Source organism: Streptomyces sp. NPDC005393 (assembly GCF_040606675.1).
Lineage (GTDB): Bacteria > Actinomycetota > Actinomycetes > Streptomycetales > Streptomycetaceae > Streptomyces.
The window spans coordinates 1-21,060 of sequence record NZ_JBEXFG010000078.1 but is presented as its reverse complement, the minus strand read 5'-3'; the positions used below and the strand labels follow the sequence as shown (position 1 = coordinate 21,060).

Annotated in this window: 16 protein-coding genes; 11 read left to right on the top strand and 5 right to left on the bottom strand. The window is 72.7% G+C overall.

The features are described 5' to 3' along the window. Nucleotides 1-109 precede the first annotated feature (109 nt). Nucleotides 110-937 carry a TetR family transcriptional regulator gene (locus tag ABZS71_RS33915; RefSeq protein WP_356216286.1) on the bottom strand — a complete coding sequence of 276 codons (828 nt, stop codon included), beginning with the start codon at nucleotides 935-937 and terminating at the stop codon, nucleotides 110-112. An 85-nt stretch (nucleotides 938-1,022) separates the two neighbouring features. Then, complete coding sequence (locus ABZS71_RS33910) at nucleotides 1,023-2,873, bottom strand: 3-hydroxybutyryl-CoA dehydrogenase (RefSeq protein ID WP_355843223.1); 1,851 nt, start codon at nucleotides 2,871-2,873, stop codon at nucleotides 1,023-1,025. Between the two features lie 389 nt (nucleotides 2,874-3,262). Between ABZS71_RS33910 and ABZS71_RS33905 the strand changes: the two genes are divergently transcribed. Continuing rightward, the gene (locus ABZS71_RS33905) at nucleotides 3,263-3,919 is read left to right on the top strand and encodes a HEAT repeat domain-containing protein (protein WP_356216284.1); all 657 of its coding nucleotides are present in this window, start codon (nucleotides 3,263-3,265) and stop codon (nucleotides 3,917-3,919) included. A gap of 39 nt (nucleotides 3,920-3,958) precedes the next feature. Here the strand turns inward: ABZS71_RS33905 and ABZS71_RS33900 are convergent, their stop codons facing one another. Both ABZS71_RS33900 and ABZS71_RS33895 read right to left on the bottom strand, forming a co-directional pair. Further along, nucleotides 3,959-4,525, bottom strand: coding sequence for a GNAT family N-acetyltransferase (locus ABZS71_RS33900; RefSeq protein ID WP_356216281.1), 567 nt, complete (start codon nucleotides 4,523-4,525; stop codon nucleotides 3,959-3,961). Between the two features lie 84 nt (nucleotides 4,526-4,609). Next, nucleotides 4,610-5,647, bottom strand: coding sequence for an Rv2578c family radical SAM protein (locus tag ABZS71_RS33895; RefSeq protein ID WP_355843214.1), 1,038 nt, complete (start codon nucleotides 5,645-5,647; stop codon nucleotides 4,610-4,612). Between the two features lie 160 nt (nucleotides 5,648-5,807). Between ABZS71_RS33895 and ABZS71_RS33890 the strand changes: the two genes are divergently transcribed. The 4 genes from ABZS71_RS33890 to ABZS71_RS33875 all read left to right on the top strand — a co-directional run bounded on the left by ABZS71_RS33890 (nucleotide 5,808) and on the right by ABZS71_RS33875 (nucleotide 12,521). After that, nucleotides 5,808-6,251, top strand: a complete 444-nt coding sequence (locus ABZS71_RS33890) for an SRPBCC family protein (protein WP_355843211.1) — start codon at nucleotides 5,808-5,810, stop codon at nucleotides 6,249-6,251. Nucleotides 6,252-6,462: 211 nt separating this feature from the next. Continuing rightward, nucleotides 6,463-8,961 carry an MFS transporter gene (locus tag ABZS71_RS33885; protein WP_356216278.1) on the top strand — a complete coding sequence of 833 codons (2,499 nt, stop codon included), beginning with the start codon at nucleotides 6,463-6,465 and terminating at the stop codon, nucleotides 8,959-8,961. 236 nt (nucleotides 8,962-9,197) lie between these two features. Continuing rightward, the gene (locus tag ABZS71_RS33880; RefSeq protein WP_355843205.1) at nucleotides 9,198-11,693 is read left to right on the top strand and encodes a SpoIIE family protein phosphatase; all 2,496 of its coding nucleotides are present in this window, start codon (nucleotides 9,198-9,200) and stop codon (nucleotides 11,691-11,693) included. 108 nt (nucleotides 11,694-11,801) lie between these two features. Beyond that, a complete protein-coding gene (locus ABZS71_RS33875; protein ID WP_356216275.1) occupies nucleotides 11,802-12,521 on the top strand; it encodes a class I SAM-dependent methyltransferase in 720 nt (239 codons plus the stop codon). A gap of 4 nt (nucleotides 12,522-12,525) precedes the next feature. Here the strand turns inward: ABZS71_RS33875 and ABZS71_RS33870 are convergent, their stop codons facing one another. Further along, nucleotides 12,526-12,867, bottom strand: coding sequence for a DUF2795 domain-containing protein (locus ABZS71_RS33870; protein WP_355843199.1), 342 nt, complete (start codon nucleotides 12,865-12,867; stop codon nucleotides 12,526-12,528). 131 nt (nucleotides 12,868-12,998) lie between these two features. Here ABZS71_RS33870 and ABZS71_RS33865 point away from each other — a divergent pair, with 131 nt between their 5' ends. From ABZS71_RS33865 to ABZS71_RS33840, 6 genes are all read left to right on the top strand, one after another. After that, complete coding sequence (locus tag ABZS71_RS33865) at nucleotides 12,999-13,832, top strand: M55 family metallopeptidase (RefSeq protein WP_355843196.1); 834 nt, start codon at nucleotides 12,999-13,001, stop codon at nucleotides 13,830-13,832. Continuing rightward, nucleotides 13,825-15,171, top strand: coding sequence for a M20/M25/M40 family metallo-hydrolase (locus ABZS71_RS33860; protein ID WP_356216272.1), 1,347 nt, complete (start codon nucleotides 13,825-13,827; stop codon nucleotides 15,169-15,171). The genes ABZS71_RS33865 and ABZS71_RS33860 overlap by 8 nt, the downstream gene beginning before the upstream one ends. 15 nt (nucleotides 15,172-15,186) lie before the next feature. Then, nucleotides 15,187-17,193, top strand: coding sequence for a prolyl oligopeptidase family serine peptidase (locus ABZS71_RS33855; RefSeq protein ID WP_356216270.1), 2,007 nt, complete (start codon nucleotides 15,187-15,189; stop codon nucleotides 17,191-17,193). A gap of 120 nt (nucleotides 17,194-17,313) precedes the next feature. Then, nucleotides 17,314-18,057 carry a 4'-phosphopantetheinyl transferase superfamily protein gene (locus ABZS71_RS33850; protein ID WP_356216267.1) on the top strand — a complete coding sequence of 248 codons (744 nt, stop codon included), beginning with the start codon at nucleotides 17,314-17,316 and terminating at the stop codon, nucleotides 18,055-18,057. Then, nucleotides 18,050-18,604 carry a GNAT family protein gene (locus ABZS71_RS33845; protein WP_356216264.1) on the top strand — a complete coding sequence of 185 codons (555 nt, stop codon included), beginning with the start codon at nucleotides 18,050-18,052 and terminating at the stop codon, nucleotides 18,602-18,604. The genes ABZS71_RS33850 and ABZS71_RS33845 overlap by 8 nt, the downstream gene beginning before the upstream one ends. Nucleotides 18,605-18,721: 117 nt before the next feature. Then, nucleotides 18,722-20,851 (top strand): DUF5107 domain-containing protein, encoded by a 2,130-nt coding sequence (locus ABZS71_RS33840; protein ID WP_356216261.1) that lies wholly within the window; start codon nucleotides 18,722-18,724, stop codon nucleotides 20,849-20,851. Nucleotides 20,852-21,060 lie beyond the last annotated feature (209 nt).

The window sequence follows — 21,060 nt, the reverse complement described above, 5'->3', positions numbered from 1 at the left end:
GGTAACACGGTGCTGTTCGCGAGCCTGACCACGGGTGGTCAGCTGCACATTCTCGACGTGGACGCCACCACCGACCCGGCCGCAGTGACCGGGTAGCGGCCGGGTCCGGCTACCGCTTAAGGGCCCGCTCAATGGTCCGCATGACCTCGTTCAGCGGTGCGTCCGTCCGCGCCACCATCACCACCACCTCGTCGTCCTCCTGCGTCGACACCGTCGCCGCGGGGCGCTCCTGGCCCGGGGCGGGGCGGCCCGCGCCGATGCCCGTCCCGAAGGTTTCGCGGACGATCGCGAAGGCGTGGTCCAGCTGTGTCTCCACGTCGCCCTCGCCCCCCGCCCGCAGCCAGCGCCGGAGCACATGGTTGTGGGCGGTGACCACGGCGGAGGCGGCGACCTCCGCCAGCAGGGGGTCGTCGTCGCCGTCGTGGTGGGCGCCCTCGTCGAAGTGGCCCAGGAGGTAGCGGGTGAAGAGCCGCTCGTAGCGGGCCACCGAGGCGATCTCGCGCTCGCGCAGCGCCGGGACCTCGCGGGTCAGCCGGTAGCGCTCCACGGAGACGGCCGGCGAGGCCGCGTACATCCGCATGACCTCCTTGATGCCCCGGCACACCGTGTCGAGGGGGTTCTCATGCGGCGGGGCCGCGTCGAGCACGGCCGCGGCCCGTACCAGCGTGTCGTCGTGGTCCGGGAAGATCGCCTCTTCCTTGGAGCGGAAGTGCCGGAAGAAGGTGCGGCGGGCCACCCCGGCTCTGGCGGCGATCTCGTCGACCGTCGTCGCCTCGTACCCCTGGGTCGCGAACAACTCCATCGCCGCGGCCGCCAGTTTGCGGCGCATGGTCAGGCGCTGGGCGGCGGCGCGGCGACTTCCGGCGCTCTCACCGCCGTCGGCGGAGTTGGATCGGTTCGTACGCTTCGTACGAGCGGCCTTCACGGGCTGGGACATGTGGGGAACGTAACACGCTTGTGAGTGCCGGTGCGGGGGCGGACCAGCGGAGGGTTCCAGCAGTCCGCCCCACCCCGAGCCGTACTCAGGCTTTCGCATACTCGCGGAAGCCGCGCCCGGTCTTGCGCCCCAGGCAGCCCGCCGCGACCAGATGCTCCAGCAGCGGCGCCGGCGCCAGCCCCGGATCGCGGAACTCGCGGTGCAGCACCTTCTCGATGGCGAGGGAGACATCGAGCCCGACGACGTCGAGCAGTTCGAAGGGGCCCATCGGATAGCCGCCGCCGAGCTTCATCGCGGCGTCGATGTCATCGGGGGTGGCGTAGTGCTCCTGGACCATCTTCACCGCGTTGTTGAGGTAAGGGAACAGCAGGGCGTTGACGATGAATCCGGCCCGGTCGCCGCAGTCCACCGGGTGTTTGCCCACCGTCTTGCACACGGCGTGCGCGGTCGCGCGCACATCGTCCGCGGTCAGGACGGTGCGCACCACCTCGACGAGCTTCATCGCGGGCGCCGGGTTGAAGAAGTGCATCCCGACGACGTCCTGCGGGCGCGAGGTGACGCGGGCGCAGGCGATGACCGGCAGCGAGGAGGTGGTCGTGGCCAGCACCGCGCCGGGTTTGCAGACCTTGTCGAGCACGGTGAACAGATCCTGCTTGACGGCCAGGTCCTCGGCCACCGCCTCCACGGCGAGGTCCACCTCGGCGAAGGCGTCGAGCGAGTCGGCCGGGGTGATCCGCTCCAGCGCCTGGTCGCATGCCTGCTGCGTCATCCGTCCCTTGACCACGGACCGGCCCAGCGACTTGGCGATACGGGCCTTCGCCTTCTCGGCCTTCGCCTGGGACCGGGCGGCCAGCACCACGTCCAGGCCCGCCTTGGCGAAGACCTCGGCGATACCGCTGGCCATCGTGCCCGAGCCGGCGACCCCGACGGCGCGCACGGGGCGCGCCGTGTCCACCGCGTGCGCCGGGTCCGCTGCCCCGCCGCCGGCCGGGTCCGGGACGACGGTGCCGCTGCCCGGCGCCTCGTACGTGTAGAAGCCGCGGCCCGTCTTGCGGCCGGTGAGACCGGCCTCGGAGAACTGCCCCAGGATGGGCGCGGGCGCGTGCAGCCGGTCGCCGGAGGCGGCGTACATGGCCTCCAGGACGGTGCGGGCCGTATCGATGCCGATCAGGTCGAGCAGGGCGAGCGGGCCCATCGGCAGCCCGCAGCCGAGCCGCATCGCGGCGTCGATGTCCTCGCGCGCCGCGTACTTGGCCTCGTACATCGCGGCCGCCTGGTTGAGATAGCCGAACAGCAGCCCGTCGGCGACGAATCCGGGCCGATCGCCGAGCGCTACCGGCTCCTTGCCCAGGTCGCGGGCGAGCGCGGTGACCGCCTCGACGGCCGCGGGCGCGGTCAGCACGCTGGAGACGATCTCGACGAGCTTCATGGCGGGCGCCGGATTGAAGAAGTGCAGCCCCAGCACCCGCTCCGGATGGGCGGATTCGGCGGCCAGCCGGGTCACCGACAGCGCGTTGGTGCCGGTGGCCAGGATCGCGGTGGGGCTGACGATCGTGTCCAGCTGGGTGAAGACCTCGTGCTTGATGCCGTAGTCCTCGGGCACGACCTCGATCACCAGCTCCGCGCCGGCCGCGGCGCGCAGATCGGTGGAGATACGGAACCGGGCCAGGATGTCGGCCCGCTCCCGCTCGCTGATCCGCTCGCGGTGCACGGCGCGGGCGGTGGCGACCTCGAGTGCGGTGACGGCCCGGCGGCCGGCGCTCTCGCTGATGTCGATGCCGATCACCTCGCGGCCCCCGCGGGCCAGGATCTCGGCGATGCCGGTGCCCATGGTGCCGAGCCCGATGACGGCGACAGTAGTGAGCGGGGCCCGGGAGGGGGAGAGATCAGAGGAGGAGGACGTAGAGCTGACGCCGGTGTGCGGTAGACGGTCCATAGCGGACTCCAGAGGGTGTTCCCCGGGAACGGGGATGACGTGACGACTGAGGGGAGCTCGGGCCATGCCGCTGATGCCGCTCACGCCACGCATACGCTGCGGGTTGACGACTGACACAGAACTCCGACGGAAGGGCTTGCACGCTCCCTGGCGGACAGCGCCGCACGGAGGAAACTGCCCGTGGGAGACACGCGGCCGGCCCTGTCCCGGGGCCATGCCGTACTGCTGCTGTTACTGCCGAACCGACGTCACACAAGGCGGCTGCGTCACCAGGCCGCCAGAGCAGGGGTGCTGCTCGTGTCGCCATATTAACTCGCGGGTAACCAAGACGCCAGAGCTCACAGTGAGGCTGCGCCGTGGCGCAGATCACCGGGGAGGGGAGACCTCGCATGGACGATGAATTCCGGACGCTGACCGAGCGGGTACGGGCCTCGCTCACAACGCCACAGGAGACCGCGGCCCACGCCTCACTGCTCGCGCTCGTACGCCAGGGCAGCCCTGCCGCGCGCGAACAGCTCGCCCGCATCCTGGTCGCGCCGGAGCAGCCGCTGTGGGCGCGGGAGACCGCGGCCTTCGTGCTCGGCAGCGCGGGCGACCGCCGGGCCTTCGAAACCCTTGTCCTCCTGCTCAACTACCGCGAGCCCGCCCGCTGCGCGACCGCCGCCCGCGTCCTCGCCCGCCTTGACGACCCGCGCACCGCCCGCGCCGCCGCTGCCCTGGCCACGAACCCGCTGCGCACCGCGTACTCGCTGCACCCGATCCGGCTGCTGGTCGAGCTGCGCGCCCCCGAGTCCGTACCGGCCCTGGTCGCCGCCCTGGAGCGGCAGTTGGCCGCCCGCGACCGCCACTGGGTGATCGCCCGCGCGTGCGTGGAGGGCCTGGGCGCGATCGGCGACGAGCGCGCCATTCCGGCCCTGACCGCGGCGGGCGAGCACATACGCCTCAGCGCCGCCGCGGCCGCCGCCCTGGCCCGCATCAGCGGCGGAGGCGGCCTTGGCCGAACCGCGGGCAAGACGGGCAAGGCGGGCAAGGCGCCCGTGCGGTGAGGCGGGGCGCGGCGCCGGTCGCCTCCTACGCCCTGCCCCTCACCCCGGCGACCGGCTGAGGGCCGCCCGGGTGAGGCGCAGCGCGTAGCGGACTTCGGGGACGGCGACGCCGTCGACCTCGTACGCCTCCGCGCCGCCGTCCGGGGCGAAGCCCGCCCGTGCGTAGAAGCAGCGGGCGCGGGTGTTGTCCCTCAGGACCCACAGGCGCAGGCGGGGGAAGCCGCGTTGGGCGACGAGGTGGAGGGACTCGGTGAGCAGGGCGCGGCCGACGCCCGTGCCGACCAGGGCCGGGCGGACATAGAGCGCGTACAACTCGGCGTCGCCGGCCGGGAGATCGCGGTCCCGGTAGGGGCCGAAGCAGGACCAGCCCACCACCTCGTCGCCGCCGTCCTCTGCCGTCCCCGTCTCCGCCACCAGGTTGACCACATCGCCGACGCCGCGTGAGAAGAACTCCCGCCGCCGCTCGGCGTCCTCCTCGACGCTCAGCCCGTCCAGATACGCCTGCGGCATCAGCCCGGTGTACGCCTTCTGCCACCCCCGCACCCTCACGGCCGCCACGGCGTCGATGTCCGACTCGGCCATCTCCCTTACCCGCACCCCGCTCATGCGTCCACCGTAGGTGGCTTGACCCTGCCACTCGCGGCAGGGTCACAGGATCTCCGCGGCGGCGGCATGCTCGTGGCGTGGCGCTCACAGCAGTGACAGCTGGTCCGGTTCCGGTGGAGAGCCGGACGGCGAACCGGCCTCGGGCTCGGGGACCTTGCGGTGCGCGCCCGCCTTGTACGGGCCGATCCCGTACTCGGCGGCGAAGTCGTGGACCATCCCGGTGATCCGCCGCTGGTACCACTTCGGCGCGTACGTCCCGCCCTCGTACAGCGCGTCGTACCGCCGCAGCAGCCGTGGATGGTGGTGGGTGAGCCACGCCGTGAACCACTCACGGGCGCCGGGCCGCAGATGCAGCACCAGCGGGGTCACGGAGGTGGCCCCGGCCTCGGCGATGGCCCGTACGGTGGCGCGCAGCTGCTCGGGGGAGTCGCCGAGGAAGGGGATCACCGGGGCCATCAGCACCCCGCACGGGATGCCGTGGTCCGACAGCGTCCGTACGACGTCGAGCCGGCGCTCGGGCGAGGGCGTGCCCGGCTCGACGGTGCGCCACAGCTCGCGGTCGGTGAAGCCGACCGAGACGGAGACGCCGACGTCGGTCACCCGGGCGGCCTGCCGCAGCAGCTCCAGATCGCGCAGGATCAGGGTCCCCTTGGTGAGGATCGAGAACGGATTGGCGCGCTCCACGAGCGCGCCGAGGATGCCGGGCATGAGCTGATACCGGCCTTCGGCGCGCTGGTAGCAGTCCACGTTCGTGCCCATGGCGATGTGCTCGCCGCGCCACCGCCGGGAGGCCAGCTCGCGGCGGAGCAGCTCCGGGGCGTTGACCTTCACCACGATCTGGGAGTCGAAGCCGAGCCCGGTGTCCAGGTCGAGATAGCTGTGCGTCTTGCGGGCGAAGCAGTAGACGCAGGCATGGGTGCAGCCGCGGTACGGATTCACCGTCCACTCGAACGGCATCCGCGAGGCGCCCGGCACCCGATTGACGACCGAGCGCGCCCGGATCTCATGGAAGGTGATCCCACGGAACTCGGGGGTGTCGAAGGTGCGGGTGGTCACCGTGTCCGCCGCGAAGAGGGCCGGAGCGGCCGCCTCGTCGTCGTTGGTCAGGTTGTCCCAGCGCATGGCGCGCACCTCCGGGGGTCTCGCTCGTACCTCAATAGAACACATGTTTCATTCGAATCCGTCAACCCTGGATTTGGGCGGGTGACGGGGAGGTGGTTGGCTTGCCGCAGCCAACGGCGCCGTTAGCCAGGGGTGCCGCGTCGATCACGGAGGAAGAGCAATGGGGCAGGTCGAGGCCACCACGGAACGCATCGTCACGGGCAAGCCCGAGGACGTGTTCGACGCGCTCGCCGACTACCGCGAGACCCGTCCCCGGCTGCTTCCGCGGCAGTTCAGCGAGTACGAGGTGCGCGAGGGCGGCGACGGCGAGGGCACCGTGGTGCACTGGAAGCTCCAGGCCACCAGCAAGCGGGTGCGCGACTGTCTGCTGGAGGTCTCCGAGCCGACCGATGGTCAGCTGGTCGAGACGGACCGCAACTCCTCCATGGTCACCACCTGGACGGTCACCCCGGCGGGTGAGGGCAAGGCGCGGGTCGTCGTCACCACGACCTGGAACGGCGCGGGCGGTGTCGGCGGCTTCTTCGAGCGGACGTTCGCGCCCAAGGGGCTGGCCCGCATCTACGACGAGCTGCTGGCCAAGCTCGCGGCCGATGTGGCCGAGTGACCTGGCCGGGTAGCGGAACGACCCCCTCGAGGACCGGCGTCGCCATCACCGGTTCGGGTGGTTTTCTTCGCGGTGCGGCATACCCCCGCACACCCTCTCACCGGGGCTGATGCCCCATGAGGCCCCTCGTTGGCGATTCGTCGCGCTTGCCCGCAGTTACGCGTAATGCGAGAAATGGGCGGCGGCGCAGGCGTGACGAGGGGAGATGGACGTGGGCGGCACCACCGGGACCACCGTGCCGAAGGGGTGCGAGGGGTACGAGGGGTACGAGCCGACAGGCGCTCCCGCCCTCGCCGCCGACGGGGCCGTCCCGGCACCGTCGGCGGCGGACGGGGCCGCGTCGGCCCGGCTCAGCCCGGCCCGCGTCCGGATGGTCTTCGTCGGGCTGATGCTCGCGCTGCTGCTCGCGGCGCTCGACCAGACCATCGTGGCCACCGCCCTCCCCGAGGTCGTCGGCGAACTGCACGGTCTGGACAAGATGTCCTGGACCGTCACCTCCTACCTCCTCGCGGTCACCGTCGTGCTGCCCCTCTACGGCAAGCTCGGCGATCTCGTCGGCCGTAAGAGCGTCTTCGTCTTCGCGATCGTCGTCTTCGTCGTCGGCTCCGCGCTGGCGGGCTGGTCGCGCACGATGGACGAGCTGATCGTCTTCCGGGCGGTGCAGGGGATCGGCGCCGGCGGGCTGATGATCGGCGTCCAGGCGATCATGGCCGATATCGTGCCGCCGCGTGAACGCGGCCGCTATATGGGGCTCATCGGCGCCGCGTTCGGCCTCGCGTCGGTGGCCGGGCCGCTGCTCGGCGGCTTCTTCACCGACCACGCCTCCTGGCGCTGGTGCTTCTACGTCAACGTCCCCTTCGGCCTGGTCACCCTCGCCGTCGTGGCCGCAGTCCTCGAGGTGCCGGAGCCGCCGCGCCGGGCGCGCTTCGACTATTTGGGCGCGCTGTTCCTGTCCGTGTTCTCGACCTGCGCCGTACTGCTGACGAGTTGGGGCGGCACGGAGTACGCCTGGGGCTCCCGCGTCATCCTCGGACTCGCCCTGGGGGCGCTGGGCTCCGCGGTCCTCTTCGTCGTCGTGGAGTGCGTCGCACCCGAACCGATCATCCCCATGCGGCTGTTCCGCGATTCGGTCTTCTGCGTCAGCGGGCTGATCGGCGCGGTCGTCGGCGTCGCACTCTTCGGCGCCGCCAGCTATCTGCCCACCTTCCTGCAGATGGTCGACGGGGTCTCGGCCACCGAGTCGGGGCTGCTGATGGTGCCCATGATGGGCGGCATGGTCCTGGCCTCCATCCTTTCGGGCCAGCTCATCAGCGCCACCGGCCGCTACAAGGTCTTCCCCGTGGTCGGCGGACTGGTCTCGGCCGTCGGCATGTACCTGCTGTCCCGGCTGGAGGAAGACACCTCCCGGCAGGACTACAGCCTGTGGATGGGCGTGCTGGGACTCGGCATCGGGCTTGTCCTGCCCGTGCTCGTCCTCGCCGTACAGAACGCCGTGTCGCCTGCCGACCTCGGCTCGGCCACCAGCGCCAACAACTACTTCCGGCAGATCGGCGGCAGCGTCGGCGCGGCCGTCTTCGGCACGCTCTTCGCCAACCGGCTCGCCGACCGTCTGGCGGCCGAGCTCCCCGCCGGGGCGGCGTCCGGCCGCGGCGGCGACGGGTCCCGGCTGCCCGACCCCGACTCGGTCACCCCGCAGATGGTGCACGCGATGCCCGGCGCGCTGCGCGACGGCTATATCGCGGCGTACGCCCACGCCATACCGCGGATCTTTCTCTACCTCGTGCCGGTGCTCGTCCTGGGCTTCCTGCTCGCCTTCCTGCTGAAGGAGAAACCTCTGGTGTCCCCCACCGATTACGCCGTCCAGCAAGACCTGCAAGACCCCGTCGTACCGGCTGCGCGCAGCGCCGCCGGGCCCCGGCACGCCGGCGGCGCCGCCGGACCGCCGCCCACCGCGGGCATCCCGGTCTGCGGCACGGTCCAGCACCACGACGGCACCACGGTCCCGCGGGCGGCCCTCACCCTCATCGACGGCGCCGGCCGCCAGATCGGGCGCGGCGCCACCGGTGAGGACGGACGGTACGCGCTGAGCACCCCGGGCACCGGCGCGTACGTCCTGATCGCGGCGGCCGGGGGCCATCAGCCGCGGGCGGTCAGCGTCACGGTCGGCGACCGGCCGGTCGAGCTGGACGTCGTCCTCGGCGGGGCGGGCCGCCTCGCGGGGGCCGTACTGACCGCGGACGGCACCCCGGTACGGGAGGCGACGGTCACCCTGACCGATGTGCGCGGTGAGGTCGTCGCCTCCACCCGCAGCGGGCGCGAAGGCGGCTATGTGATGGCCGAGTTGGTGGCGGGCGAATACACCCTCGCCGCCAGCGCCCCCGCGTTCCGCCCCGCTGCCCTCCCGGTCACCGTGCAGGCCGCCCGGGAGACCCGTCAGGACGTCGAACTCGCCGGCGGCGCGGTCCTGCGGGGCGTCGTCCGGGCCACCGCCGGCCGTCTGGTGGAGGACGCCCGCGTGACCCTGCTGGACGCGGCGGGCAATGTGGTCGACACGGCCACGACGGGCCCGGACGGCGCCTTCCGCTTCATCGATCTGTCGGCGGGCGAGTACACGGTCATCGCGGCGGGCTATCCACCGGTCGCGACCGTCCTGCAGGTGGCGGGCGGCGGCCGCACCGAACGGGATCTGCAACTCGGCCACGAGGACTAGCGGTCCGCTCCGGCGCCGGGAGGCGGCCCCGACGGGGGCACCTCCCGGCGCCGGGGCGAAGGCGGCGCCGGGGCGAAGGCGGCGCCGGGGCGAAGGCGGCGCCGGGGCGAAGGCGGCGCCCCTCGCACGCATCCGCACGTGACACCTATTCGGGTATTGCCCCCCGCGGCCACCCACATCAGCCGTACCGTGGGCAGTGGTGTCGCAGATCTTGCGTGCGAAGGAGTCTTCCGCCTATGGAGCAGGGCACGTCACGCGGCGACGACGAGTTGGGCAGGGTGCCCAAGGTGCCGGAGCAGCGCGCCGGGGTGCCCGGACGGATGCCGCTCGCGGTGGTCGTCGTCGACGCGGACGGACTCGTCACGCACTGGAGCTCCGGGGCGCGCAGGCTCTTCGGGCGCAGCCGGGAACAGGCCGTCGGCGCTCCCGCCGTCGATCTGATGCCGGTCTCGGGCGCGCTGCGCGGCGTGGATCTGGGATCCGGCGGAGCCGGGCCCGAGCTCGACGACTCGCTCACCGGTTCGATGTACTACCCCACCGCGGGCCGGGCCCGTATGGCGGACGCCGCACACGGCCGGGTCGATGTGTTGTGGTGGGCGTATCCGCTGGTGGGGCCCGGCCCCGAGCGGCTGCTCGTGCTGGCGGCGGACGCCCTGGGGCTGACCGGGGACGCGGCGGGTGACCAGGAGCGGTTCGCGCCCGGCTTCGCACTGCACACCGAGTTCCCCGGCGCCGAGCGGCTGGCCGGCCGGCTGCCGGACATCCTGCCCAACATGGGCCCGGCCACCGGCAGCCGGATCGTCTCCCAGGTCCTCGAACTGGGCTACCCCGTGCTGGAGATCAGCCGCCATGAGCGCGTCCCGGTGACGCCGGACTGGGGCATGCCCCGGTACCGCGAGCGCCAGGCGCGCCAGGAGGCCGAACGGCGGCGCGTGGCCGCCGCGAACGGCGCGCCGGACCGCGTGCACGCCCGCGATATGCCGGTCGAGCCCGATGACGTCGATCTGGAGTACGCGGCCGTCCGCGAGCGGCTGGAGTTCCTCAACGAGGTCAGCGGCCGCATCGGCAGCTCCCTGGACCTCGCCCGCACCATCCGCGAGGTGACCAGCGCCGCCGTCCCGCGCTTCGCGGACTTCGCCGGTACGCATCTGCGCGCCCAGGTTCTGGCGGGCGAGGGGTTCCCCGACGGCCCGCCCGACGTCACCACCGTCTGGCACCGCGTCTGGGTCGAGCACAACGACGAACCGGGCCGCTGGGACGACACCGTGCCGGTCGGGGAGAGCATCGCCTTCCCCGAGCACACGCCGTTCTTCCAGTGCATGGTCACCGGCGAGCCGGTGCTGATCCCGTACATCAGCGACGAGGTGGGCGACCGGATCGCCGGGCAGTTCGAGAAGCGCGATCTGAGACCGCTGATCAACGGCCGGTCGATCCTGATCGTGCCGCTCAAGGCGCGCGATGTGGTGCTCGGCTTCATGGTGCTGCTGCGCCGCCCCGGGCGCGAGCCGTTCGACGACATGGACCGCACGACCGGCGCGGAACTCGCCGCCCGCGCCGGGCTCGTGCTCGACAACGCCCGGATGTACACCTACCAGGAGAACGTCGCCGAGACGCTCCAGGACAGCATGCTGCCCCAGGTGACGCCGCGCGTGGCCGGCTGCGACACCGCCACCCGCTATCTGCCCGGGACCCGGCTCGGCCGGGTCGGCGGCGACTGGTTCGACAGCATCAAGCTGTCCGGCTCACGCACCGCGCTGGTCGTCGGCGACGTCATGGGACACGGCCTGACTTCGGCGGCGATGATGGGCCAGCTGCGGACCGCCGTCCAGACCATGGCCGCCCTCGATCTGCCGCCCGCGCAACTGCTGCGCAATCTCGACGATCTGGCGCAGCGGCTCGGTGAGCACTATCTGGCCACCTGTCTGTACGCCGTCTACGACCCGATCGGCTCCGAGCTGCTGATCTCCAACGCGGGCCATATCCCGCCCGTGCTGGTACGGGCCCGGGACGGCCGCAGCGAGCTGCTGGACCTGCCGACCGGCGCCCCGATAGGCGTGGGCGGGGTGCCCTTCGAGACGGCCACGGTGCGGGTCGCGCCCGGCGACCGGCTGGTGCTGTGCACGGACGGTCTGGTCGAGGTGCGGGGCCAGGACATCGGCGCCGGGATCGCGGCGCTGTGCGAGTCCGCGGCGCATCCGGCGGCCTCGATGGACGACGCGTGCGACACCATCATCCGCGCCCTCGCTGCCTCTTCTCAGGAAAAAGACGGCCGCGGCGGCCGTAAGGACGACGTGGCGCTGCTGATGGCGCGGCTGGGCGGCATTCCGGCCGACCATGTCGCCCAGTGGCGGCTCGCGCTGGACCCGTGCGAGGTGGGGCGGGCGCGCCGGCTGGTCCGGGAGCGGCTGACCCGATGGGGGCTTGCGGAGGCCGTGGAGACCGCCGAGCTGCTGGTGAGCGAGGCGGTCACCAATGCGATTCGGCACGCCCACACCCACCATGTGGTGCTGCGGCTGGTGCGTACCGAGGCCCTGCTGTGCGAGGTCTCGGACGATGACCACGAGCTGCCCGCGCTGCTGAACGCCGGTGAGGACGACGAGTTCGGGCGCGGGCTGCGGGTGATCAGCGGACTGGCGCGGGAGTGGGGCACGAGCCGCACGGGGCGGGGCAAAACGGTGTGGTTCGAGCAGGCGCTGCCGCGCTCGGCGCGTCGGGACTCGAACACCGGGTAAAGGTATTGCTCCGGCATGCTCCGGCGCACTTGTCCGTGCCGGGTGGTGACGATAGGCATCTACTCAGCATTTTCCTGGTGACGGCCTGTCAACCTCTGGGGAGCGGCGATGAGCGTGTCGGAGCGCTACCGGCAAGCGTGGGAGAGCTACTGGCGGAACACCTCGGACACCCCGGGGGAGGCCATCTGGGACGCGGATCCCTCGCTGACCGCTGCCCCGCATCTGGAGCTGCTGACCCCGCATATGGACCCCTCGCTGCCGATAGTCGATCTGGGCTGCGGAAACGGCACCCAGACCCGCTATCTGGCGTCCCGCTTCGAGCGGGCGCTGGGCGTCGATCTGTCGAGCGCGGCGGTGGAGCACGCGCGGCGCGCCGACACCGAGGGTGCGGCGGAGTTCCGGCAGCTGAATCTGACCGACGCGGCGGGGGTGCGGGAGCTGCACGACCGGCTCGGTGACGTCAATGTCTATATGCGGGCCGTCATCCATCAAAGTGACGCCCCGGACCGACGGCCGGTCGCGGAGGCGGTGGCAGAGCTGGTGGGGCAGCGCGGGCGGGCGTTCGTGGCGGAGCTGACGGAAGAGTCCAAGACGGTACTGGGCGAGCTGGCCCAGGGGCCGGACGGCCCGCCGCCGAAGCTGCGCCGGGTCCTCGACCACGGGCTGCGGCCCGCCGACGCGGCGGACACGGAGGTGCCCGAGCTGCTGGCGGCCGTGGGGCTGGACGTCCTGGCGGAGGGGCCCACGGCGCTGGCACAGACCGAGCGCTGGGCGGACGGCTCACGGGTCGAGCTGCCGGCGCGGTGGTTCGTGGTGCGCCGGGTCTAGGGGCCTAGAACTGAGGGGGCGGTCGGCGGTCGCGCTCCTTTTCCTCGTCCACCGGGGGCTCGGGGACCTCGCGCAGGCGCTCGGACTGCCCCGGTCTGCCGCCCCGGCGTGCCTGTTCTCCGCGCTGCCCGGGGCTGTACCCGAGGTCCGAGTCGGGGTCCACGCGCACGGACCGGGCCACCTCCTCGCGGTTCGCGTATTCCTCCGGGGGAATGCCGCGCAGCGCCTTGACGACCTCCTCGGAGGCTCCCGCTTTCTTGGCCGCGCTCACCAGTTCGTCCTTGCCTGCCGGGAAATCGACATCCCGCAGGGCATCGAGCACTTCTTGCACCGTCGTGTGGGCCATGGGACCTCCCCTCGCTGGGACCGCCCCCGAGTGCCCGGCGGCCTGCCGGGCAAAACAGGGGCGGGATGTGGACTGGACCAGTTATCCACAGGGCTGGTTCGTACACATCCCAGCGCGTAACGTGACGAGGCATGAAGATCCTTATCAGCGCCGACATGGAGGGCGCCACCGGCGTGACCTGGCCCGCTGATGTGCTGCCCGGCACCCCTCAGTGGGAGCGCTGCCGCCGTCTCCTCACCTCCGACGTGAGCGCGGCGGTGGCGGGGTTCCTCGACGGTGGCGCCGACGAGGTGCTCATCAATGAGGCGCACTGGACCATGCGCAATCTGCTCCTGGAGGAGCTGGACGAGCGAGCCCAGATGCTCACCGGCCGGCACAAGAGTCTGAGCATGGTCGAGGGCGTCCAGCACGGCGATGTGGACGGGGTGGCGTTCCTCGGCTACCACACGGGCGCCGGCACCGAGGGAGTCCTCGCGCACACCTATCTCGCCAACTCCGTCACCGGGGTGTGGGTGGACGGGGTGCCCGCGAGCGAGGGCCTGCTCAACGCGCTGGTCGTCGCCGAGTACGGGGTGCCGGTGGTGCTGGTGACCGGCGACGACCGGACCTGTGAGGACGCCAAGGGCTATGCGCCACGGGCCCGCTCGGTCGCCGTCAAGGACTATGTGTCGCGCTATGCGGCGGTCTGCCGCACCCCCGCCCGCACGGCCGCCGACATCCGGGCGGCGGCGCGGGAGGCGGCGGCGCTGGCGGTGCGGCACGAGCCCGCGCGCGGCGGGCCGTTCACGGTGGAGCTGGAGTTCGACGCCGAGCATCTGGTGGGGGCGGCGAGCGTCGTGCCGGGCGTGGAGCCCAGCGGCGAGCGTCGCGTCGCGTACACCTCACCGACCATGTACGAGGGGATCCGCTGCTTCAAGGCGGTCACGACGGTCGTATCGGCCGCGGTGGAGGAGCAATATGGCTGACAGGGCCCATCCGGAAGCGATCGACGCACAGGCGCTCGAGGAGGTGGTGCGGTTCACCTCCGAGCTGATCGCCATCGACACGACCAACCGCGGCGGCGGTGACTGCTCGGAGCGCCCGGCCGCCGAGTATGTGGCGGAGATGCTCAGCGATGTGGACATCGACCCCACCCTGCTGGAGCGGTCGCCGGGGCGGACCAATGTGGTCGCCCGGATCGAGGGCACCGATCCGTCCGCGCCCGCACTGCTCGTCCACGGCCATCTGGACGTGGTGCCCGCCGAGCCCGCCGACTGGAGCGTGCACCCCTTCTCCGGGGAAGTGCGCGACGGTGTGGTCTGGGGCCGGGGCGCGGTCGACATGAAGAACATGGACGCGATGGTGCTCGCGACCGTGCGGGCCTGGGCCCGGTCGGGGGCGCGGCCGCGCCGTGACATCGTGCTGGCCTTCACCGCCGATGAGGAGGACAGCGCCGAGGCGGGCTCCGGCTTCCTCGCCGAGCAGCACGCCGAGTTCTTCGAGGGCTGCACCGAGGGCATCAGCGAAACGGGCGCCTTCACCTTCCACGCCGGGCCCGGGATGCGGCTCTACCCCATCGCGGCGGGGGAGCGCGGCACGGCCTGGCTCAGGCTCACCGCGCGGGGCCGGGCCGGACACGGTGCGAAGGTCAACCGGGACAACGCGGTCACCCGGCTGGCCGCCGCCGTAGCGCGCATCGGCGAGTACCGCTGGCCGGTGCGGCTGACGCCGACGGTGAAGGCGGCGCTGACCGAGCTCGCCGCGCTCCAGGGCATCCCGGCCGATCCGGACGCGGCGGACTTCGACATCGACGAGCTGCTGGCCAAGCTGGGGCCCGCCGCGGCCCTCGTCGAGCCGACCGTGCGCAACAGCGCCAACCCCACGGTCCTGGAGGCCGGTTACAAGGTCAATGTGATCCCGGGGACCACCACCGCCTATGTGGACGGCAGGATGCTGCCCGGCGGCGAGGAGGAGTTCCGCACCACCCTCGACCGGCTCACCGGGCCGGAGGTGGACTGGGAGTTCCACCACCGCGAATTCCCGCTGGAGGCCCCCATCGGACCCGGCGCCCCGACGTACACGGCGATGCGCGCCGCCGTCGAGCACTTCGACCCCGGCGGGCATGTGGTGCCGTACTGCATGTCGGGCGGCACGGACGCCAAGCAGTTCTCCCGCCTCGGCATCGTCGGATACGGGTTCTCGCCGCTGCGGCTCCCCGAGGGCTTCGACTATCAGGCGCTCTATCACGGCGTGGACGAGCGGGTGCCGGTGGACGCCCTGCACTTCGGCGTCCGGGTGCTCGACCACTTCCTGCGGAGGGCGTGAGGGATGGTGCGGCAGATGACGGCCACGGTCCCCTACGGAGCCTGGCGCTCCCCGGTCGACGCCGCGCTCGCGGCGTCGCACGACGGCCATCCGGAGTACGTGGGCACGGTCGGCGACGAGGTGTGGTGGACCGCGCCGCGCCCCGGCGAGGGCGGCCGGCGCACCCTGATGCGGCGGCGGGCCGACGGCTCGGAGCTCTCGGTGCTGCCTTTGCCGTGGAATGTGCGCAGCAAGGTCATGGGATACGGCGGCACGCCGTGGGCCGCGGTGGCACGCGGGACCGGTGGTCCGCTGGTGGTGTTCACCCACTTCGCCGATCAGCGGCTGTACGCGTATGAGCCGGACGCCCCGGCGGGCGCACCGCCGCGCCCGCTGACGCCGGTGTCGGGGGTGGGGGAGGGGCTGCGCTGGGCGGATCTGGAGCTCCACCCGGACCGCGGTGAAGCGTGGTGTGTGCTGGAGGAGTTCACGGGTGAGGGGCCCACGGATGTGCGGCGGGTGATCGCCGCCGTGCCGCTGGACGGCTCGGCCGCCGAGGACCGCACGGCGGTGCGGGAGCTGACCGACGACCGCCACCGCTTCGTCACCGGCCCCCGGCTCTCGCCCGACGGGCGGTGGGCCGCGTGGATCGCCTGGGATCACCCCCGGATGCCGTGGGACGGCACCGCGGTGATGCTGGCCGAGGTGGCGGAGGACGGGCCGTTCACCGGGGCGCGTGCGGTGCTGGGCGGTGCGGACGAGTCGGTCGCCCAGGTCGAATGGGCCGCCGACGGTTCGCTGCTCGCGGCCACCGACCGCAGCGGCTGGTGGAATCTGTACCGGCTCGGACGCCCGGAGGAAGCGCGGGTCCAGGCGGGGCAGCCGGTGCCCCTGTGCCCCCGGGAGGAGGAGTTCGCGGGGCCGCTGTGGAAGCTCGGCCATCGCTGGTTCGCCCCGCTGTCCAGCGGTCTGATCGCCGTACTGCACGGCCGGGGCGCCGCCACGCTCGGCATCCTCGACCCGGAGACCGGCGCATCGGCCGACGTCCCGGGGCCGTGGACCGAATGGGAGCCGACGCTCGCCGTGACCGGCACCCGTGTCATCGGCGTGGCCGCGAGCCCCCGCAGCGGCCATGAGGTGATCGAGCTGGACGTCTGCACCGGCCACGCCCGCGTCATCGGCAGCGCGCACACCGACCCGATCGACCCCGCGTACTACCCGCAGCCGCGGACCCGCACCTTCACCGGGCCGGACGGCCGGGAGATCCACGCCCATGTCCATCCGCCGCACAACCCCGATCACACCGCGCCGGACGGCGAGCTTCCGCCGTTCGTCATCTGGGCGCACGGCGGTCCCACCGGCCGCGCCCCGCTCGTGCTCGATCTGGAGATCGCCTACTTCACCTCGCGGGGGATCGGCGTCGCCGAGGTCAACTACGGCGGCTCGACGGGCTACGGCCGCGCCTACCGGAACCGGCTGCGCGAGCGGTGGGGCGTCGTCGACGTCGAGGACTGCGCCGCCGTCGCGGAGGCGCTCGCCGACGAGGGCACCGCCGACCGGGCCCGGCTGGCGATCCGCGGCGGCAGCGCGGGCGGCTGGACCGCGGCCGTCTCCCTCACCGCCACCGGGCTGTACGCGTGCGGCACCGTCATCTACCCGATCCTCGACCCCCTCTCCTGGGCCACCGGCGGCACCCATGACTTCGAGTCCCGCTATACGGAGTCGCTGGTCGGCCCGCTCGCCGAGGTTCCGGACCGCTACCGCGAGCGCTCGCCGCTGCATCGCGCCGACCGCGTCCGCGCGCCCTTTCTGCTGCTCCAGGGGCTGGACGACACGATCTGCCCGCCCGAGCAGTGCGAGCGGTTCCTGGCGGCGATCCGCGGGCGCGGCGTCCCCCACGCGTATCTCACCTTCGAGGGCGAGGGCCATGGCTTCCGCCGCGCCGACACCATGATCCGCGCCCTGGAGGCCGAGCTGTCCCTGTACGCCAGGACCTTCGGACTGATCAGGGCCGATGTCCCGGCCCTGGAGCTGGTGACATGACCCCTCGGCGTCGGCCGCCCCTCGGCACGGATTGTCCTGGGCCCGCCCCCCGTGGCCGCGCGATCCCGGTAGCGTGATCACCGCGACGACCGTTGCCACCGACCCATCTGGAGGAGCGAGTTGACACCCCCACCGGCCCCGCGCATCGTCGGCCGTGAGCCGCTGCCCACCGCCGTAGCCGGTGCGTGGCCGCGGGGCGGCGAGCCCGAGATCTGGCTGCTCAGCGTCTCCGAGTTCACCGCCGCCATGGACCCGGGCGCACCCGGCAAGATCCTTGACGCCGGGGAGCGGGAGCGGGTCGCCAAGTTCGTCCGGGCAGAGGACCGGGAGCGGTACACGGCGGCCCATATGGGGCTGCGGCAGCTGCTCGGCGGCTATCTGGACCTGATCCCCGCCGACGTTCCGTTCACCCGTGAGGCATGCCCCGGCTGCGGCGGTCCGCACGGCCGTCCCGCGGTGCCCGGCACCCCCCTGCACTTCAATATGTCCCACGCCGGTGATCTGGTGCTCTTCGCCTTTGCGGGCACCCCGGTCGGCGCCGATGTGGAGAAGCTCCAGCCCGCCTCCGTGGTCGCCCAGGTCGCCCAGAGCCTGCATCCCAGGGAGCGCGCCGAGCTCGACGCGCTGCCCGAGGCCGACCGGCCCGCCGCCTTCGCCCGCTGCTGGACGCGGAAGGAGGCGTATCTGAAGGGCATCGGCACCGGGCTCTCCCAGGACCCGGCGATCGCTTACGTCGGCACCGGCACCGAGCCGGTGCCGGTCGGCCCCTGGACGATGGCCGACATAGCCGTGAGGGAGGCGGTCCCCGGCGGCTTCGGCTATGCGGCGGCCCTGGCACTGCTGTCATCATTGACCAATGCCTGACATTCCGTATGTCGCCGAGGGAGCCCGCGTGGCCATCCGCCGTACCCGGCGCGAGGACGGCGAGGAGTTCACCCGGCGCGCGCGGGAGAACGTCGACTTCCACCACCCCTGGATGACCCTGCCGACGACCGAGCAGGCCTACGAGGGCTTCATCTCCAAACTGGAGCGGGCGGACCACGAGGGCTTCCTGATCTGTGTACGGGAGACCGGCGCCCTCGCCGGATTCATCAACATCAACACCATCGTGCGCGGCGCCTTCCAGTGCGGATCGATCGGCTACGGGGCCTTTCCGCCCGCCGCCGGGCACGGGTATATGTCCGAGGGGCTCGGGCTCGTCCTCCGTTATGCCTTCGGACCGCTCGCGCTGCACCGTATCGAGGTCAATATCCAGCCCGGCAACGAGGCGTCGCTGGGGCTCGTCAAGCGGCACGGCTTCCGGCTGGAGGGCTTTTCCCCCGACTTCCTCTATATCGAGGGGGCGTGGCGCGACCATGAGCGGTGGGCCATCACCAGCGATATGTTCGCCCACCGTGCTGCCGGAGCCTGACCCCGGCTCATCATCGGGCCGAAGCCGTTCTGTTCACCGGGGCCGTGACGTTGTTCCATGGTCACCGGACGGTCGCCGCAGCCGAGGTGACCCAAGGCAGTCGGAGCGAGGCAGCCAGTGGCCACGAGTGTGCGACGTACCACCCTGACCCTTCCCACCGCCCCGCTCGGGCCCGGGAACCCCCTGCCCGCGCTGCGGCCGCGGGCCGAGGTGCACCGCGTCGACGAGGCCACCCGGGCCACGCTCCCCGCGGGCATGGCCCGCCAGATGGCCTATGAGCCACTGCGCTCGGTGCTGCCGGTGCGGCTGCGCGACGGCTACGGCCGCGACCGCGCCCCCGCCGCACTCGACGCGATCGTCATCGAGAACGACCGGCTGCGGGCCACCGTGCTGCCCGGTCTCGGCGGACGGGTGCACTCGCTCCACCACAAGCCCACCGGCCGTGAGCTGCTCTACCGCAACCCGGTGCTCCAGCCCGCCGACTTCGCGCTCAACGGCGCCTGGTTCTCCGGCGGTATCGAGTGGAACATCGGCGCCACCGGCCACACCACCCTGTCCTGCGCGCCTGTGCACGCCGCCCGCGTCCCGGCACCCGACGAGGCCGACGGGGGCGCGATGGTGCGGCTGTGGGAGTGGGAGCGGCTGCGCGATCTGCCCTTCCAGGTCGATCTGTGGCTGCCCGCCGACTCCGCCTTCCTCTACGCGGGCGTCCGGATCCGCAATCCGCACCACCACCCCGCCCCCGTCTACTGGTGGTCCAACATCGCCGTCCCCGAGGACGAGCGCACCCGCGTCCTCGCCCCCGCCGACGAGGCCTGGCACTTCGGCTACACCCGCACCCTGCGCCGGGTCCCGGTCCCGGAGTGGGACGGCGCCGACCGTACGTACCCGCTGCGCGGCGCCCACCCGGCCGACTACTTCTACGAGCTGCCCGACGGAGCCCGCCGTTGGATCGCCTCGCTCGACGCCGAGGGCAGCGGTCTCGTCCAGACCTCGACCGATCTGCTGCGCGGCCGCAAGCTCTTCCTGTGGGGCGCGGGTCCCGGCGGCCGGCGCTGGCAGCAGTGGCTGACCGAGCCCGGCACCGGCGGCTACGCCGAGATCCAGGCCGGGCTCGCCCGCACCCAGCTGGAGCACCTTCCGCTGGAGGCGGGGGAGGAGTTCGCCTGGCTGGAGGCGTACGGACCGCTGTCCGCCGACCCGGCCGCCGTACATGGCGCCGACTGGGCGGCGGCCCGGCACGAGGCCGAGTCCCGGCTCGAGGCGGCGCTGCCGCGCGCCGCCGTCGACGCCGCGTACGCCGCCTGGCGCCCGTGCGCCGACGCCGAGCCGGGCGAGAGCCTCGCGACCGGCTCCGGCTGGGGTGCGCTGGAGATGGAGCGCGGCGGCTATGAGCTGCCCGGTACGCCGTTCGACCCGGCCACGCTGGGGGAGGAGCAGGAGCCCTGGCGCCGGCTGCTGCGCACCGGCGCGCTGCCCGGCTGGGAGCCGGGCCGGTCCCCGGCCGACCCGGGCGCCTCCCTGGTGGCCCCCGTCTGGCGCGACCTCCTCGAAGCGGCCCCCTCCACGGCCGCCGCCGAGTATCACCTGGGCGTCGCCCAGTGGCACGCGGGCGACCGCGCCCAGGCCGAGCGCAGCTGGGAGCGGTCGCTGCGGTGCGCCGAGACGCCCTGGGCGCTGCGCTGCCTGGCCGTCGCCGACACGGCGTCCGGCCATCCGGCGCGCGCGGCGGAGCGGCTGCTGCGCGCGGTACGGCTGATTCTGGCCATGGGGTCCGAACCTGACCCGGCCCCGGTCCTGGAAGCGGCCGGGGCGCCCGGAGCGCCGGTGGCCGTCTCGCTCGCCGCGCCTCCCGTCGCCGTGGACCCCTGCGCGATGGAGGCGGCCGAGGCCGCGCTCGGCCGCGAGGCGATCGTCACGCTGCTCGCGGCGGACCGCGCCGATGACGCGCGGACGGTGCTCGACGCGCTGCGCCCGGGGATCCATGAGCGGGGCCGCTTCCGGCTGCTGCGCGCCCAGGTGCTGCTGGCCCAGGGCGACGCCCTCGCGGCCCGCGCCGTCTTCGACGACGGCTTCGAGGTCTGCGATCTGCGTGAGGGCGACGAGGCGTTGAGCGACACCTGGTACGCGATCGCGGAGCGGCTGGCCGCCGGGCCCGGGGAGCCGGTGACGGAGGAGGCGCGGGCGCGGGCGAGGGCCGAGCATCCGCTGCCGGAGCGCTATGAGTTCCGCATGCGGCCCGCCTGAGGGCAGCCGCTCATGGCGGCGGCGGTCCGGCTCGACGGCGACGCGCGGATCACCGAAGAGCCGGATCCGCCGTCCTGACGGGCGGGGTGGTGTCCAACGGACGCGTCACGCCGTGGGGTGTTCAACTGTTCGCTCTTGCGGTCGATTGAGTGAGTGTTAGCGGGTTCAAGCGATGTTATGATCTTGTCTATGAACCTTACGGAGTGGGC

Coding starts and splice junctions, on each gene's coding strand:
- ABZS71_RS33915 (WP_356216286.1), bottom strand. CDS start 937: ATGTCCCAGCCCGTGAAGGCCGCTCGTACGAAGCGTACGAACCGATCC.
- ABZS71_RS33910 (WP_355843223.1), bottom strand. CDS start 2,873: ATGGACCGTCTACCGCACACCGGCGTCAGCTCTACGTCCTCCTCCTCT.
- ABZS71_RS33905 (WP_356216284.1), top strand. CDS start 3,263: ATGGACGATGAATTCCGGACGCTGACCGAGCGGGTACGGGCCTCGCTC.
- ABZS71_RS33900 (WP_356216281.1), bottom strand. CDS start 4,525: ATGAGCGGGGTGCGGGTAAGGGAGATGGCCGAGTCGGACATCGACGCC.
- ABZS71_RS33895 (WP_355843214.1), bottom strand. CDS start 5,647: ATGCGCTGGGACAACCTGACCAACGACGACGAGGCGGCCGCTCCGGCC.
- ABZS71_RS33890 (WP_355843211.1), top strand. CDS start 5,808: ATGGGGCAGGTCGAGGCCACCACGGAACGCATCGTCACGGGCAAGCCC.
- ABZS71_RS33880 (WP_355843205.1), top strand. CDS start 9,198: ATGGAGCAGGGCACGTCACGCGGCGACGACGAGTTGGGCAGGGTGCCC.
- ABZS71_RS33875 (WP_356216275.1), top strand. CDS start 11,802: ATGAGCGTGTCGGAGCGCTACCGGCAAGCGTGGGAGAGCTACTGGCGG.
- ABZS71_RS33870 (WP_355843199.1), bottom strand. CDS start 12,867: ATGGCCCACACGACGGTGCAAGAAGTGCTCGATGCCCTGCGGGATGTC.
- ABZS71_RS33865 (WP_355843196.1), top strand. CDS start 12,999: ATGAAGATCCTTATCAGCGCCGACATGGAGGGCGCCACCGGCGTGACC.
- ABZS71_RS33860 (WP_356216272.1), top strand. CDS start 13,825: ATGGCTGACAGGGCCCATCCGGAAGCGATCGACGCACAGGCGCTCGAG.
- ABZS71_RS33855 (WP_356216270.1), top strand. CDS start 15,187: ATGACGGCCACGGTCCCCTACGGAGCCTGGCGCTCCCCGGTCGACGCC.
- ABZS71_RS33845 (WP_356216264.1), top strand. CDS start 18,050: ATGCCTGACATTCCGTATGTCGCCGAGGGAGCCCGCGTGGCCATCCGC.